Below are 14,544 nucleotides of genomic sequence, written 5' to 3'. Positions count from 1 at the left end.
GATCGATGAGCTCAAGAGCTTCGGCCCAGATGCGTCGCTCAATGTGCTCACTCCTAATCGCCGGGTGACAGCGCGGCCCTGCCTCCGTCAAACGGCCGCAGGCGCCGCATTGAAGCGGTGCCTGCGGCCTACGCTGCTACCGTTCCGCACGATGAGTGCAGCGATCTTCCGTTCCTCATTTCTTCGCCTTCAAGGGGCTCGCCGGTTCACGCTGGCTGCAATTTCCTCAGGGAGTCGCTAGAGAACATGGGGTAATTCCGGGCCGGAGCCATACTGAAGCTCTGAGAATCAGCTCTCCAAGAATCGATGAGGCTCACCTCTTGGGCCTTGCAATGATAGGAGAGCTGCAATGGAGCGCTATGTCGGACTTGACGTTTCTTTGAAGCTAACAGCGATCTGCATCGTTGATCGGACGGGAAAGATTGAGCACGAAGGCGTTGTTCGTTCCGACCCCGAAGCGATCGCAGCATTCATCAAGTCAAACGCGCCGCATGTCGCGCGGATTGGACTCGAAACAGGGGCAACGTCGACATGGCTGTGGACCGAGTTGAATAAGCTGGGGCTGCCCGTCATCTGCATCGACGCCAGGCACGCCAAGGCGGTGTTGAAAATGCAGATCAACAAGAGTGACCGCAACGATGCCGTAGGCATCGCCCGCATCATGCAATGTGGATGGTATAAGGAGGTGTGCGTCAAAGGCCTCGACAGTCATGCGGTAAAGGCTCTCCTCGTCAGCCGGGCTCTGCTCGTCAAGATCAAGCGGGATCTCGAGAACCAAATCCGCGGGCTCTTAAAGAACCTCGGGCTGGTTATTGGTCCGGCAAAGATGAACGTATTCGCATTGCGTGCTGCGGAGCTCACCAAAGAGCGGCCGGAACTCGCCCTTGCGGTAACGCCGCTACTCAGCGCCCGAGCAGCCATCGAGCAGCAGATTGCTGATCTCGACCGTAAGGTCATGAAGCTCGCACGCAGCAATGCCCAAGTGCGACAGTTCATGACGACACCTGGCATCGGCCCTGTTACGGCTCTTTGCTTTCTTGCAACGATCGACGACCCTACGCGCTTCAAAAGGTCAAGAAGCGTCGGAGCCTATGTCGGACTAACGACCCGACGCTACGCATCCGGCGAGATCGACTGGACGGGTCGAATCTCGAAGTGCGGCGACAAAATGTTGCGCGGCTATCTCTATGAGGCAGCCAATGTGCTGCTCACACGCGTAGCAAAATGGTCAGCGCTCAAAGCCTGGGGCATTCGGCTTGCAAAGCGAACTGGGCTACGCAAGGCCAAAGTTGCGGTCGCGCGAAAGCTCGCGGTCATTCTGCATCGGATGTGGATCGATGGTACCGAATTTAGATGGTCGTCAAAGGAGACCGCCGTGCAAACAGCATAGCAGATAGCGAATTCCCGCCGAGCACCGGCGGGATCCAAGGTCCCTGCCGGGACGTTGGCGTTGGTGCGATCGCCCCAGGCTTTGCGATGCTCAAAAGGCAAGCGCGCTTCACACATTGATCCGCCAGCGTCATCCTACGCCATCATGCGGAGGGCATGCCCCTACCGCGGAGAGAACCATGAACCCGGCAAGGATGTGTTTGGAGAGTCTTGACCGCAGGCCCGGAATTAGAGAACGTGGCGCACTAGGTCCCAAACTATTTGAACGTAGGAAAAGAAATACTGGTCAACAAAACGCGCAAATGGCCGTGAGGCGATGATGGCGGCGCCGAACAAGATTATGCCAGCCAAGCCGATGAGCATCTCTTTGACGTCGCGGTGCATGGGGCAGTGTAAATGATGCAGCAGGCTGCGAGCTACTTTGTGTCGTGTTTGGAAACGGGGCTCGCCGGTTCACGCTGGCGGGCCTCGTCAAAGCGGATTCAAGAAAAGTGGCCCTTCTGTGCGGGGATGGCCATTTCTAACAATTGTTGCAATGAGGCTGGCATAGCTTCCCCTTCGGCCCAGCGCCGCCGCAGCTCACCGGCGATGTCAGTCGTTACAACGCGTGACCATCCCTCGGTGGTGTTGAAACAGACGATGCGCACGGGGTCGCCATGCTGGCCGTCCACGAGGTCGCGGATCAGCGTTTCGTAATCATCCTCGTTGTCACACCAGGCACGCCCTACCCAAATGCCGGAGGCGTCCAGCACGATGTAGGTGTCATGGTCTGCATCTTCCGGCACAATGGATGGCGAGCGAGGCATACTGAAAACTCCCGCCGCGGAAATCGAAAGCTAGGATGGTTACACTGCTTCAGCCGGCTTATGCAGAGGGGCTGTTTTGGACATTTGGGGTACACCAATCGGATATGCGGCAAAGTGGCATCTTCACACTTGCTCGCGACGTCTGATGATGCGAACAATCTTCAGTTTTGCCTCACCGGGATGCATTTAAAGCGTGCAACCTTATTCGATCCTTTAGAGGTGACCGATGCCGCTTGCGCTTATTGAAACCGGCCATTGCAACGTGGATCTCAAGCCGTCGCCGATCAAGCCATCCTGGATCATTGAAGGCAATCCGGAAACCCGCGCGCACCTGCTGTCTACCAGTGCGTGCGGCACTGCCTCGACCGTCATCTGGTCCTGCACCGAGGGCAAGTTCAACTGGTACTACGATGTCGACGAGACCATCATGATCCTCGAAGGATCGATCGTGCTCGAGAGCGAGGGCATACCCCCGAAGCGCTACGGCGTCGGCGACGTGATCTTTTTCCACAACGGTGCGCACGCCAAATGGCATGTCGAGGGCTATGTGAAGAAGGTCGCCTTTTTGCGCCATGCCACTCCGATCGGATTCGGTTTCGCAATCCGCGCCGTCAACAAGCTTAGGCGAATGTCCTACGTGTTCGGCGGGCGTCGCTCCGGGCGTCTCGTAGGCGCCGGCTAGCGCCTTCATAACCGCCCTTGGTGATCAGCCGGACGCGGCCACCATCGCGCTCAAGACGAAGGCGATATCCATCATACTTTACTTCATGAAACCGTCGGCACCGGCTGGAACGGCCTTGCCGAGCGTCGGTAGGCAAAACTCAAAACGCATGGGCCGAAGATAGGCATTCGCTGGTAATTTTACGAATCAAGGAACGCGACCAACCTCGAGCGGTTTTGAATCCGCTCCGATAGGCATCCCCAGTCCGGTCGGAGCGCATTTGGCAGAGCAGCATCGCGGCCTCAGCTACGTACCGGCTGGGGTCGCTTCATGCTTCAAGCGATTTGAGCCCCGAAGGGCCGCTAGGAACGCCCTGTCCCTGCGGATGTTTCGTTCGTGATCCGCGTTCGCGTATCTCGTTCGGAGCTAAGGTAGTGAACTTCACCCGGCTTCAGGCTCCCCTGAAGTCGGGTCTTTTTTTTGGGAACAGGCTGCAATGTAATGCCGAGCGGTTTCCCGTCAGTCTGACGGAAGACCTCAGGGGCCCTCCTCAAGATGGCCGTCCTATAGAAGATTAACTCGAATTGCGACCATCAAGGTTAACTCGGGATCCAGCTTCGGTCACGTCCAGATCAATAATAGGCTGAGACTCCCTATCAGGGTGGTGCTTACACCATGGACACGATCGAGCTGATTGGGGTCATAGCCATCTCTTTCGCCCCATTTCTGGTCTCGGTCGGAGCGGTGCTCTCGGCTGGAGGGCCCCGCAAATGGCCATTCCTCTCGTACGCGTTTTCGTTTTTGGCCGCCCTACTGGCCGGAAAGGGTTTCGGCTTTCTGCTGTGGTCCATTTGCTGGAGTTTCGCGTGGGTATTTGCCGGGATTGCCCTGAAGGCGCGCGGGGACCGTTCGATCCGAACCTCTTCATCTGCAAATGCTCAGGCCCGCGATGATGAAGTCGCTTTTGACCCACCTGATGATGAAGCTTCGCCGCGGGGAGGCGCCTCTGGCGGAGGTCAAGCAGCGTGAATGGCGCTGGGTGACGGGCTATTTGAGATTGGCTGGATCGGTGTGAACACGGCAAGCGTTGCGCGAGGAGGGCGCAGCTTGATGTTGTGGCTGCACTTGTAGTCCTGACAAAACACCAGGAGATCGCGGACGCCCGTCGCGCGCATCTCGCCTAAGGTGATCTTCACGGGGCGGCCATCGGGAAGCGTGTTGTTCTGGCGGCGGGAAGGTCTGCGCATGCCGCGATCAGTGGGTGGTGAGGCAGGCGGTCCCTGCGCGATCAGTTCGCGTAAGTAAGTCCCCTTCGATCGGTTTCGGCTCCTGTTACAACTCTTGTGACGTTGCCCCGGGCCGATTTCGGTTATTTAGTGATGCTTGCGTAGCGGTCATCCGGTTGCTCGTACTTGCCAAGCAGAACGGTCCCCAGTTCAGCCCCGGGGGACCGTTTTCATTTTGCCGGGTTGCGAAGCGAGCAAAAGGAGGAGTGCCCGATAGGCTTGGTAACGGGCCTCGGGGCGCGTTCTATTTCGTCCCCTCATAAGCAACGTTTCGTCGGAGTGGATCACGCGCCATTCCCAGCCCTTGCGGCCGCGCTGGGCAATTCTCACGTCGAGCATGAACAGCGCCTTCAGGCAGCCAAACGACGCTTGCCGATTGCGTTCAGGCTGGTCAGGCATGACCGGCGGTAGATCAGGTTGATGAGATATTCGAACATGTGATGACGCCCCCGATTTGACGGGGTATGACGCTAGGGACGGATTGTTTCAGGATCTTTTCATGGGGCCGGTAAAATGGCTTCGTCCCGACCGCAACCGAATCCGTTCGTGGGGCAGGGCGCTCTGAGAGCAAATTCGCTTAGCGAATGTTCTCTCCCGAAACGTTAGCCCTTCGGCTTCGGCCGCCGGGCCAATGGCGCAACCAAGCGCGATCTCAATTTCACGTTACCCGCGGCCTATTTTATCTTGGTCGTGATTGTTCAAATGAAACTGTAAGTGCTTGATTTTGTTGGTGAGCGCGCTGGGGCTCGAACCCAGGACCCCGTGATTAAAAGTCAAATTAATTCCCGTTCCGTGGGACGACATCTTCGGACATCATCCGACAAAATCCCTTTGGAACAGGGGGATTGTACCGCAGTACCTTGTGACCTACATGACAGGATCGGACATCGCTAGACACCTGGCTCCGTCCCATAGGCGTCCCGCGGCAACAATGGACACTCCATGAAGTTCACGGAAACCAACGTCAAGAAGATCAAGCCACCCGCCGCCAAGGCGGACCATTGGGAGCCGGACGATAAGACGCCGGGGTTTGGCATCCGCTTTCGCAACGGCGGCGCTGGTATCTACGGCATCCGGTACGGCATTGGCGGGCGCGACCGGCGGCTGGCATTTCAGCCGGTATCAAAGGTTAAGCTGGCGGATGCGCGCGCATGGGCTAGGCGACAATTTGTTGAGATCGGGGAGGGGGTTGATCCTGCCGTCGAACGCGCCAAGGCAGCGGTGCAAAATGGCGTCCATATCCCCGATTTGGTCGATGCCTTTGTTGAGGAAATGAGCCGCAATGGGCGTTCGCAGGACTATATTGAGCGTACCAAGCAGTACCTCAACGGCACCGAGCGTAGCCCCTACTTCCGCCCCCTCCACAAGATCCCGCTGGCACAGATCGACCGCGCCACAGTCGGTGAGCACATCGAATGTATTGTCAAAGAGAATGGCAAGATTGCCGCGAGTCGGGGGCGAGCTGCGCTCTCGGTCTTTTTTGGTTGGGCAATCGCGGAAGCCAAATACGGCGTGGAATACAATCCGGTCGAGAACACCAAAAAATATCAGAGCAGGAAGCGCGATCACTTCCTTGAACCGGAGGAGATCGTTGCGGTTTGGAACGCCTGTGGCGATGATGATTACGGCGACATCGTCCGCCTGCTGATCCTGACCGCCGCGAGGCGTGATCAGATTGGCCAGCTCGACCGCAAAACGGAATTGAAACTCGATCAGAGCGACGTGCCAGTGCTGGACCGGCTGATCAGCCTTCCGGCGCGGGTGGGCCGATCCAAAAACAAAGAACGGTTTCTGATCCCGCTCTCGAAACAGGCAATCGCTATTTTGCAGAAGCGTAAGGCGCGAGAAGGAAGTGATTTTGTATTTGGTGAAGGCGCGGGGGGGTTTAGCGGATGGTCGAAATGCAAGACCGCACTGGACGAGCGGCTTGGCGACAAAGTCCGGCCATGGGTTCTGCATGATCTTCGACGCACGTTTGATCGACTCGGCCAGGACGTTTGTAAAATCCCGCCCCATATCGCGGACGCGCTTCTCAACCATGTCGGCGTCGCAAGGAGCGGCGTGCGTGGGCATTATAATTTTGCAGAATATTTGGATGACAAAAGGGAAGCGATGCAGAAATGGGGCGATTACGTCGTCAGCCTCATCAGAGACAAGGGCGCTGGCTCGGTCCCGAATACGAGGCCGACTCATGACCAAAGACCAGGAACGGATCATTGAATTGATCTGCGGTCGCGCGGCGCAGGATAGGCACGGCTTGCCGACCCGGATCTATTTGAAGGAAGGATCGCCGGAATACCTGGAGGCCCGGCGGGCTCTTGCGCGCATGCTGCGCTCCTCCACGCCGCTCGACCTCGGCTTACGCTGCATCCTGGCGGACTTGATCGATCCTGATCGCGATGAGGTCGAGCGCACGATCGGCTTCAAAAATCGCCGCGAAGGCAAGCGGTCCAATGCAGAGGCTGAAAAAATGGTTGCCGAATTCATCGCGGCAAGATTGCAAAAGGGTGATCAGGTGAAGCGCGCGATGTCGATGGCGGGAGAAAGGTTTGGCATCAAGCGAAGCCGCCTGCATGAGATCTGGCACGAATGGAGTCCAATCCTCGAACGGCTCAAGCATCGCTGAGAGTCCAGCATACTGCCCAGTATAGCGGACTACCTTTTGCTCGCCTGCAAAGCCGACGCGGCGTACATCGTGACAGCATCGACGGAGACATGATGCACGATGTCGAGACATAAGCAGAGCACAGCCCCATCCCAAAACATGGTCAGAAAGCTGCCAACGCGCGCCTTGTGTGAGCGCTACGGCGTGACCTCGCGAACTATTGACCGATGGCTTGAGGCCGGGATTTTACCGCAGCCCATGCGGATCAACAAAGTGCGCTACTGGGATGCCGGGGATCTCGAAACGTTCGACCGCGCCCGTATGGCCCCGCAAAAGGCGGACTGAAAGATGGAGAACGACATGGCCGAGCACGGCATCATCGAATTTCCGAGCCCTCGGCCCTTCGACGAGGAAAAGCTGCGCCGCATCCAGGTCGAGGCCGAGCGTCTCGCCAGTCTCTCCGAGCTGGACCGCGCTTTTCAACTGTCACAGCCGCTGCGGGCCGAGGCGCTGGGCACCACCTCTGCAATCCTGAAGACTGCAGTCAAGGCGATCATCGACGAGCGGGCCAAGCGCGAGGCAGCGGAAGAACGGAAGAAGAAACAACTCGCAAAAGAGAAGGCACAGGCTGCGAAGGAAGCCGAGCGCGTCAAGCGGCAGGCCGAGAAGCAGGCGGAGCAGGAAAAGCGCCGCGCGGAGAAAGAAAGCGCCCATAAGAGCAAAGAGAAGATCATGGGCTTCGCGACCCTCGCCCGGCTGCCTGTTGCCCGACAAGCGAAGGAGCTGGGACGGCTCGCGGAACGGCTCGGCGAAGATGTCGCAGTTTTGCGCAAAGAGTGTGAGGATTTCCTTGGCATCGAAGGCGGTGAAGAAGCGCCGAGTGAGACCGAGCCGTGGCCGGAGCCCGTCGACGTTGCGGTGCTGCTCTCAGAGTTTTGCGATAAGATTTCCCGCTATGTTGCACTTCAACCGCACCAATTGACGGCAGCCGTGCTCTGGACGGCGCATTGCTGGTGTTACGATCACGGCGTGCCGATCCATTCGCCGCTTCTGGCGGCGACCAGCGCCGAGCCTGACAGTGGTAAGAGCACGCTGATCGCTGTTATTGGCCGCGCGGTGCCGCGTTTCTCACTTAACGTTGAAATCACTGGGCCGTCCCTCTATCGGCATGTCGATCGGGTCAAGCCAACAATTATGATCGACGAAGCTGATGACCTGTTCGTTCGTCGCAGCGACCTGAAGCACATCATCAACGCAGGCTGGACACGAGGCGCCAAGATTCCTCGCCAGGTGTGCATCAATGGTGTGTGGGAGACGGTGTATTTTGACCCCTACACGCCGAAGGGCATCGCTTTACTCGGGCGCAATCTGCCACAGGCAACGCGCACCCGCTGTATCGAGCTGCGGATGCGGCCCAAGCGGGCCGACGAAAAGAAGGAAAGATTTCATCAAGTCGATGATGTTGAGTTCGCCATGTCGAGGCGGAAGTTTGCCCGCTGGGCTGCTGACGACGCGGCGGCGTTGAAGGATGCGAAGCCCTCCATGCTGCCCGGTCTTAATAATCGTGCTGCAATGAACTGGCATCTACTGCTGGCGATTGCGGAACTGGCCGGCGGACCATGGCCCGAGCGGGCACGCGAGGCGGCGGAACGGCTTACCCATACTGGGCGTCGTCCATCAGACAACGTACAGCTGTTGTCAGCTTTCAGGGAAATCTTCGCTGATGGTCGCAAGACGTTTGTGACCTCCGAGGAGATTGTGGCCTATCTGCGCTGCGACCCAACCAGCATTTGGGCCGAATATAACCATGGCGGCAAAATTACGCAGCGGCAGGTCGCGTTTTTGCTCGATGCCTTCGATATTCACCCCAAGCCACTGCACCCCACAGGACGCAAGGATTTTGGGCGTATGGGCTACGAAGCCACGCAATTCGTGGATGCGTTTGCGAGATACCTGCCTGACGATCCAATCATTCAATCACCCGATAAGAAACCGGGCAAGAAGCGAAACAACAGCAAGTCGCTGAAGCGTCCGAAGCGACGATGATTAGATGATTGGATCAATGGCGATAAAGACGCACGAGTTTCTCAAGCGCGACAGTGCCAAGGACACTGCCGCGACCCTGATCGGTAACGGAAGCGGGAGACGCCGGGGGCGCGACTGGCCGCAGGTCAAGACACTTGCCGTCATCGAGCAGGCAAACGCGATGCTCGAATCCGTCACGAGTAGTTCACTGCCTTGGTCCGGCTGTGCGCTAAATTGCCTGTGCGGCGGCTAGGCTGACGAGCCGAACGCGCGTATTCCGTGAACGCGCTGCCGCCGCGCCTCTCTCTGCGCCACGGAGGCGCGCGATGGTAAGTCCCACAACACCCAACACCGTGCCCAAGCTTCTCGACCAGGCGCGCAAGCTTGTCGACGATGCCGTCGCCTCGAACGTCGAGCTGTGGGCGAAAAAGATCGGCTTGACACGCAAAGACGCGCGGTTCAAACAATTCCGCGATGACGTGACCGAGGCGCTACACGCGTGCATGCGTGCGCAGATTGCGACTCCATATCGTCGGCGCGGTAGCGACTTGCGCGAGGCGCTGAAGCGGGTCGCTCGCGAGGCTCAGGCCACAGCAAAACGCCTATGCAGCTTGCAAGCCGCCCTCGATGATCTGCCGGCAGCGGCCTTCTATCGCGACCCTGCATTCAGATTTCCGTCACTCAAAGCGATTGAGGTGAACCTAGCAGGAAGTCCTCCTGATATTGAAGGCCTTGCTGCAGCGGCTCGCCGCCATGCCGACGCACTTAAGCAAGACGAGAAAGGCGATAAGGGTGGCCCGACCAAGATGGTAGCCTTCGAGGCGCTGGCTGAAGGTCTGATCCTTGCCTACCGCCACGCGACCGGGCGGACCGGCAAAGGCGACGCTGCGCGGGAAGGTTCATTGCTCAGTCTAGTCGAGGCGGTTCTGTCAACCGCGCGCGATGTCGCTCAGGGCGCGACGAGCGATCCCCTGCAAACACCAGAAGGAGAGGCAGCTCTAGGCGAGTACTTGCATAGGACCGCACGGCGGCTCGGAGGGGCATAACCCTGTAAGAACTCTTTTGGGGTTATGGCCCTAACACTAAATCGCATTGCTGCGATGATGGCCGCATCTAACAACAACAGGACGCGGCTATGTCGATTCTCGCCCATTATCTCACCGAGCCAGAGCTCGCGGCTCAGCTGAAGAAGAGCAGACGCGCACTGCAGGTTTGGCGGCACCAGCATAAAGGGCCGCCATGGACGCAAGTTGGCAGCACGGTCTTTTACGCTGAAGACAGCGTGCGCGCTTGGCTGAAAGCACTGGAGCAGCAGCCCTCGGATGCTGCCTAAAACAAACGCCGCCCCCCTTAGGGCGGCGTTTGGTTTGTCCACGGGGGAAGGAAAAGGTCCACCGGTCTTTAGTCGGGTTTGGAGCCGCCGACTGGAGTGGGTTCGATCCCCACGCCCCCCGCCATGTTAAGCCGGGTGCACGGCACAGGTGCACGATACGCTAGGGCTGGCCCTGAAAGCCACGAGATAACGTACCGCGCGCCGTCCCGAAACGCAAGAGGACGACGTCTATGCGCAACATCACGCCATCCGACCATCCGACTGAGCAGCAACGTCGGCAAAGTGCGGACGCGCAATCGTCCCTGCCGCTGATCGCGCTTGTAATAAAGCTCGACAGATTGATCGATCGCGAGCGTCCCTGCTGCGACAACGTCGCCGTCATTGGCAGCGATGCAAAGCACAATGCAAGCCTAGTCTGCGCGGCTTGCGGTAGTCATCGCGGCTGGCTTTCAACACCTGCAATCACCTTCATCTTAGAAACTCTGCAGCGCTTTGGCCGCCCGACTGAGCCCATCGTGCTGCGCTCGTCTTTCGCACCGGAACCCACCAACACGGGAGGTCAAGCATTGCAGCCGTGGCATGGCACACAAACGAAAGATCAATACGAAGCGAAAGGAAACAGAATGGACATGAAGAAATACGCAGGCGGCCAATTCATCAAGGTCGACGACGTGCGCGATGGGCCGCTGCAGATGCAGATCGCGCAAATCCGCGACGGCAAGTTCGACAAGCCGGAAGCTGTATTCGCAACCGGCGAAGTCCTCGGCCTAAACACGACCAACTGCCGAGCCCTCGTGCGGGCCTATGGCAGGAATTCCGATGAGTGGGTCGGCAAGGTGATCGAACTCTCGCTCGGAGCGGTGGACTTTCAAGGGAAACCGACCGATAGCGTGATCGTAAAGCCCATCTCGCCGCCGATCTCACCGGCAGAGAAAGTAGCGGCGGCGAAGGCGATGAAAGCCAGTGACCGCAACGACATGGACGACGAGATTCCATACTAGCCTGTCGTTGGGGCGATCATGACCACTCCCGAGCGCATCGATCTTCTGGAAGCCGGTTTTGATATCACGCCGGTCGAAGGTAAACGCGCGGTGCTCGGTGCGTGGTCAGATCGTCCCTACGCTTCGCGCGGGGATATCGACATCTGGCAGCAGCTATATCCGGCGGCAAGCAATACCGGAATCCTGACCAAGTACACACCGACCTTCGATATCGACATCAAGAATCCTGAAGGCGTCGATGCCGTCGAGGCGCTCACGCGCGAGCGATTTGAGGAACGCGGTTATATCTTGTGCCGCTTCGGCGCTACCCCCAAGCGCGCGATCCCATTCCGCACCGGTGCGCCTTTCAAGAAGATTGCCATCACGCTAATCGCGCCAGATGGCAACGAGCAAAAACTCGAATTTTTGGCCGATGGTCAGCAGTTTGTCGCTTTCGGCATCCATCCGGACACCCACAAGCCGTACTCCTGGTTCGGCGGCGAGCCGGGAAGGCCCATAAAACACGATGACCTGCCCTACATCAATCAAGAGGAAGCGCAAACACTCGTTGACCAAGCGGCGGACTTGCTCTGCCGCGACCATGGCTTCACGCGCAAGCGGCGACAACAGCAGAGCGGTGGCAACGGCTTTGACCACGACCACAATGATGGCCCTGCCAATTGGAGCTACTACCTTGGCAACCTGATCGATCATGACGCGCTGACCGCTTTCGCAATGTCACTCCTGCGGGCCAAGATGATGGACGGCGCGGTCGTCAATTTCCTGCACCAGGCGGTTGGGGACCTGCAAGATGTCGATCCGGACCGCAAGTGGCGTCGGCTCGACGAGATCCAGACAATGGTGTCGAGTGCTAGAGCCAAAATTGACGCAGAGGAAAGAACAAGTTCCGACCCGACGCCACCCCTCCCGTTGCCATGGCTCGATATGTCAACCTGGGATCATCAACCCGTCCCCGAACGCAAATGGGCAATCCGGGACCGTGTGCCGCTCAAGCAGGCCGGCTTGTTCTCGGGCGAAGGCGGCACCGGCAAAAGCATCATCGAGTTAATGAAAGACGTTGCCCATGTTGCCGGCAAGGACTGGTTGGGGTCTCTGCCTGAGTCCGGACCCGCCTTCTATCTCGGCGCCGAGGATGATGTCGACGAAATCCATATCCGGCTCGCGGCCATCGCCGGGCATTACGGTCTGACGTTCAGCGAGCTGATCGAGGGCGGACTCCACATTCTGCCCTTGCTCGGTAAGGATGCGACGCTCTGCGCACTCACCAGAGGCGGCAAAGTGGAAGTGACCGGCCTTTATCGCCAGGTTTATGAAGCCGCAGGCGACATCAAGCCCAAGAACATTTCGATCGATACGCTCTCACGCGCCTTTGCCGGTAGTGAGATCGACCGCGTCCAAGTGTACGCCTTCGCGATGCATATGCAGGCACTGGCCATGGTCTCGGACGGATCGGTCACCGTGCTGAGCCACCCCAGCTTGCAGGGCATCGCTTCGGGCTCGGGTATCTCCGGTTCGACCGCCTGGCACGGTGCCTTCCGCTTCCGGCAATACCTCAAGGGCGTCAAAGCCGACGATGGCGAGCAACGCGATGATAATGATCTGCGCGAATTCGAGTTTAAGAAAAATCAATATGGCCCCTGCAGCGAGAGCATCGTGCTGCGCTATCAGCGCGGCTTGTTCCTGCCCGAAGGTGGGATCTCTAACCTCGACAAGCTGGCGCGGGAGGCCAAGGCGCAAGTGGTGTTCCTTGACTTGCTACGGCGATTCCTCGTAGAGGGGCGAAACGTCTGCGATAAGAAAAATGCCAACAACTACGCGCCCACGGCCTTCGCCCGTGAAGATGAAGCAAAAAAGCACAGGCTCAAAAAGGAAGAGCTTGAGGAGGCCATGCGGCAGCTCTTCAAGGCCGAAAAGCTTCGCGTTGAGACCTACGGCAGGCCATCGGATCCGCGTTCCAGACTAATAATAGTGTAAAAGCGTCGCGCTCCCGTCGAGCATACGTCGCGCTCCGTCGCGCATCCAGCGTCGTGGTGCTCCCCCCTATATACATAGGAAGCGCGACGACGCCGTCGCGCTCCTATGTGTTTCACATATAGGGGTCCGTGCGCGACACCGGCCCCGGGTACTCTGCCCCACACTTTGTACGCGTTGTGAGCCCACCCACCTTGCCAGTGTGCCTGCACCATATTAGCCATCATGCCTGACGCTCAACTTCGGCAAATCATGGTAGGATTGAGACTCTGTTCAGTCCTCCTTGACGGTGAATCGGGATGGCCGATTTCGTGGGTGACCGCAAAAAGAAGTTCATGGAGCGTCGGGCGCCGCCGTGGCAGCCCGGGCAGTCCGGTAATCCCAAGGGTCGGGCGCTAGGTTCGCGCAACAGGATGTCAGAATCCTTCCTCGAAGACCTGCGCGCGACGTGGCAAAAGCACGGTGCTCGTGCCCTAGAGACCTGCGCCGTGGAGGACCCAACAGGCTTCGTGAAAATAGTTGCGTCGCTTCTACCAAAACATGTTGATTTGAGCGTCGGCGTTGACGCGGTCCAGTTCGTGACGACCTTCCGGCAGGCGCTTGACCTTTTAGGCAACGAGCCGCCATCGTCGCGCCGCCGCATCGCCAAGGTGATCGAGGCTGAGGAGATCGATGATGCCGATCCTGACTGATGAGCAGATTGCCGAAATCCGCCGCCGGGTTGCCGAAGGCGGTACGCCGCCGCGTGAGTGCCGCTATGATCTCTCGCCGCTGCGAACACAGGCTGAAGTTTTCGGCTACTGCATCGAAGTTGCGCGCCGTGAGGGGTGGAATGAGGTCGAGGTAATCGACGCGCTGCTCAGGGTCGCTGCGCCTTATCGTGAGGACGTCCGTGATGCTGAGCATGTGCTGCGGTCGCTAGGTTATACAGCCGTGTCCGATCATCTAAAAAACATTAGCCGGCGTTTGTCGCTGCGCCCACCCAAGCAATGGCTATTCCTGCCGCCACAGCAGGCTGATGTAGCGGATCAGTCTTGGCTGCGGCGTCCCGCTCCCGCGCGGCACTGATATCAATATGCCGCGCAGGCTCTCAGAGCGAGTTGAGCGGCTACTTCGTAAGCGCGCGCAGGCTCGCCGATATTCGCGTCGTTATCGCAGACGTCAACGAGCAGGCACTAAGCTGCTCAGCATTGAGATTGCCCATGCCGAGCGGACAATCGCCGCGTGGGTGGCGCTCGGGCTACTCACGGAAGACCAACGCAACGACGACGCGGCTATCGAGGCGGCCCTGGCGCAGTTGTGCAGAATCGGGTTTCGAGCCCTTGAAGCGCGGCAGAAGGCGTCTGCCTGACGACAGGCGGGATTGATATCATCAATTGCGCAAATTGAAATTTGTGCAACAGACCCGTGACGTAATCATTTCAACAACTTAGATATTGCGTATCTTATTTGCACAATAGAGCGCGA

Annotated in this window: 15 protein-coding genes; 13 read left to right on the top strand and 2 right to left on the bottom strand. The window is 58.5% G+C overall.

Going from position 1 to position 14,544, the window contains the following annotated elements; translation table 11 throughout:
- Positions 1-349 precede the first annotated feature (349 nt).
- Positions 350-1,390 carry an IS110 family transposase gene (locus QA640_RS24370; RefSeq protein WP_283035482.1) on the top strand — a complete coding sequence of 347 codons (1,041 nt, stop codon included), beginning with the start codon at positions 350-352 and terminating at the stop codon, positions 1,388-1,390.
- 481 nt (positions 1,391-1,871) lie between these two features.
- Here the strand turns inward: QA640_RS24370 and QA640_RS24365 are convergent, their stop codons facing one another.
- Positions 1,872-2,195, bottom strand: a complete 324-nt coding sequence (locus tag QA640_RS24365) for a hypothetical protein (protein WP_283035481.1) — start codon at positions 2,193-2,195, stop codon at positions 1,872-1,874.
- Positions 2,196-2,421: 226 nt separating this feature from the next.
- On the opposite strand from QA640_RS24365, the gene QA640_RS24360 reads away from it, so the two are divergent.
- On the top strand, positions 2,422-2,877 hold the full coding sequence (locus tag QA640_RS24360) for a cupin domain-containing protein (RefSeq protein ID WP_283035480.1): 456 nt from the start codon (positions 2,422-2,424) through the stop codon (positions 2,875-2,877).
- Positions 2,878-3,531: 654 nt separating this feature from the next.
- Positions 3,532-3,885 (top strand): hypothetical protein, encoded by a 354-nt coding sequence (locus QA640_RS24355; protein ID WP_283035479.1) that lies wholly within the window; start codon positions 3,532-3,534, stop codon positions 3,883-3,885.
- Here QA640_RS24355 and QA640_RS24350 read toward each other — a convergent pair.
- The gene (locus tag QA640_RS24350; RefSeq protein WP_283035478.1) at positions 3,873-4,103 is read right to left on the bottom strand and encodes a hypothetical protein; all 231 of its coding nucleotides are present in this window, start codon (positions 4,101-4,103) and stop codon (positions 3,873-3,875) included. The genes QA640_RS24355 and QA640_RS24350 overlap by 13 nt on opposite strands.
- A gap of 981 nt (positions 4,104-5,084) precedes the next feature.
- On the opposite strand from QA640_RS24350, the gene QA640_RS24345 reads away from it, so the two are divergent.
- The 10 genes from QA640_RS24345 (at position 5,085) to QA640_RS24300 (ending at position 14,145) form a co-directional block, all read left to right on the top strand.
- Positions 5,085-6,362: a site-specific integrase gene (locus QA640_RS24345; RefSeq protein WP_283035477.1), complete on the top strand. Its 1,278-nt coding sequence runs from the start codon at positions 5,085-5,087 to the stop codon at positions 6,360-6,362.
- Positions 6,334-6,768 carry a hypothetical protein gene (locus tag QA640_RS24340; protein ID WP_283035476.1) on the top strand — a complete coding sequence of 145 codons (435 nt, stop codon included), beginning with the start codon at positions 6,334-6,336 and terminating at the stop codon, positions 6,766-6,768. The genes QA640_RS24345 and QA640_RS24340 overlap by 29 nt, the downstream gene beginning before the upstream one ends.
- Before the next feature lie 339 nt (positions 6,769-7,107).
- Positions 7,108-8,793: a DUF3631 domain-containing protein gene (locus QA640_RS24335; RefSeq protein WP_283035475.1), complete on the top strand. Its 1,686-nt coding sequence runs from the start codon at positions 7,108-7,110 to the stop codon at positions 8,791-8,793.
- Positions 8,794-8,809: 16 nt separating this feature from the next.
- Complete coding sequence (locus QA640_RS24330) at positions 8,810-9,025, top strand: hypothetical protein (RefSeq protein ID WP_283035474.1); 216 nt, start codon at positions 8,810-8,812, stop codon at positions 9,023-9,025.
- Positions 9,026-9,098: 73 nt separating this feature from the next.
- Positions 9,099-9,818 carry a hypothetical protein gene (locus tag QA640_RS24325; RefSeq protein ID WP_283035473.1) on the top strand — a complete coding sequence of 240 codons (720 nt, stop codon included), beginning with the start codon at positions 9,099-9,101 and terminating at the stop codon, positions 9,816-9,818.
- An 89-nt stretch (positions 9,819-9,907) separates the two neighbouring features.
- The gene (locus QA640_RS24320) at positions 9,908-10,105 is read left to right on the top strand and encodes a helix-turn-helix domain-containing protein (RefSeq protein WP_283035472.1); all 198 of its coding nucleotides are present in this window, start codon (positions 9,908-9,910) and stop codon (positions 10,103-10,105) included.
- 230 nt (positions 10,106-10,335) lie between these two features.
- Positions 10,336-11,106 carry a hypothetical protein gene (locus tag QA640_RS24315; RefSeq protein ID WP_283035471.1) on the top strand — a complete coding sequence of 257 codons (771 nt, stop codon included), beginning with the start codon at positions 10,336-10,338 and terminating at the stop codon, positions 11,104-11,106.
- A gap of 18 nt (positions 11,107-11,124) precedes the next feature.
- On the top strand, positions 11,125-13,080 hold the full coding sequence (locus tag QA640_RS24310; RefSeq protein ID WP_283035470.1) for an AAA family ATPase: 1,956 nt from the start codon (positions 11,125-11,127) through the stop codon (positions 13,078-13,080).
- 296 nt (positions 13,081-13,376) lie between these two features.
- The gene (locus tag QA640_RS24305; RefSeq protein ID WP_283035469.1) at positions 13,377-13,769 is read left to right on the top strand and encodes a DUF5681 domain-containing protein; all 393 of its coding nucleotides are present in this window, start codon (positions 13,377-13,379) and stop codon (positions 13,767-13,769) included.
- Complete coding sequence (locus QA640_RS24300; protein ID WP_283035468.1) at positions 13,753-14,145, top strand: hypothetical protein; 393 nt, start codon at positions 13,753-13,755, stop codon at positions 14,143-14,145. The genes QA640_RS24305 and QA640_RS24300 overlap by 17 nt, the downstream gene beginning before the upstream one ends.
- The last annotated feature ends 399 nt before the right edge of the window (positions 14,146-14,544 follow it).

The organism is Bradyrhizobium sp. CB82 (genome assembly GCF_029714405.1).
Taxonomy (GTDB): Bacteria; Pseudomonadota; Alphaproteobacteria; order Rhizobiales; family Xanthobacteraceae; genus Bradyrhizobium.
Note: the sequence above shows the minus strand (reverse complement) of the source record. Positions and strands in the feature narration are given on the sequence as shown.

Bases quoted from the DNA above. Each gene is read 5' to 3' on its own strand.
- QA640_RS24370 (WP_283035482.1), top strand. From the start codon at position 350: ATGGAGCGCTATGTCGGACTTGACGTTTCTTTGAAGCTAACAGCGATC.
- QA640_RS24365 (WP_283035481.1), bottom strand. From the start codon at position 2,195: ATGCCTCGCTCGCCATCCATTGTGCCGGAAGATGCAGACCATGACACC.
- QA640_RS24360 (WP_283035480.1), top strand. From the start codon at position 2,422: ATGCCGCTTGCGCTTATTGAAACCGGCCATTGCAACGTGGATCTCAAG.
- QA640_RS24355 (WP_283035479.1), top strand. From the start codon at position 3,532: ATGGACACGATCGAGCTGATTGGGGTCATAGCCATCTCTTTCGCCCCA.
- QA640_RS24350 (WP_283035478.1), bottom strand. From the start codon at position 4,103: ATGCGCAGACCTTCCCGCCGCCAGAACAACACGCTTCCCGATGGCCGC.
- QA640_RS24345 (WP_283035477.1), top strand. From the start codon at position 5,085: ATGAAGTTCACGGAAACCAACGTCAAGAAGATCAAGCCACCCGCCGCC.
- QA640_RS24340 (WP_283035476.1), top strand. From the start codon at position 6,334: ATGACCAAAGACCAGGAACGGATCATTGAATTGATCTGCGGTCGCGCG.
- QA640_RS24335 (WP_283035475.1), top strand. From the start codon at position 7,108: ATGGCCGAGCACGGCATCATCGAATTTCCGAGCCCTCGGCCCTTCGAC.
- QA640_RS24330 (WP_283035474.1), top strand. From the start codon at position 8,810: ATGGCGATAAAGACGCACGAGTTTCTCAAGCGCGACAGTGCCAAGGAC.
- QA640_RS24325 (WP_283035473.1), top strand. From the start codon at position 9,099: ATGGTAAGTCCCACAACACCCAACACCGTGCCCAAGCTTCTCGACCAG.
- QA640_RS24320 (WP_283035472.1), top strand. From the start codon at position 9,908: ATGTCGATTCTCGCCCATTATCTCACCGAGCCAGAGCTCGCGGCTCAG.
- QA640_RS24315 (WP_283035471.1), top strand. From the start codon at position 10,336: ATGCGCAACATCACGCCATCCGACCATCCGACTGAGCAGCAACGTCGG.
- QA640_RS24310 (WP_283035470.1), top strand. From the start codon at position 11,125: ATGACCACTCCCGAGCGCATCGATCTTCTGGAAGCCGGTTTTGATATC.
- QA640_RS24305 (WP_283035469.1), top strand. From the start codon at position 13,377: ATGGCCGATTTCGTGGGTGACCGCAAAAAGAAGTTCATGGAGCGTCGG.
- QA640_RS24300 (WP_283035468.1), top strand. From the start codon at position 13,753: ATGCCGATCCTGACTGATGAGCAGATTGCCGAAATCCGCCGCCGGGTT.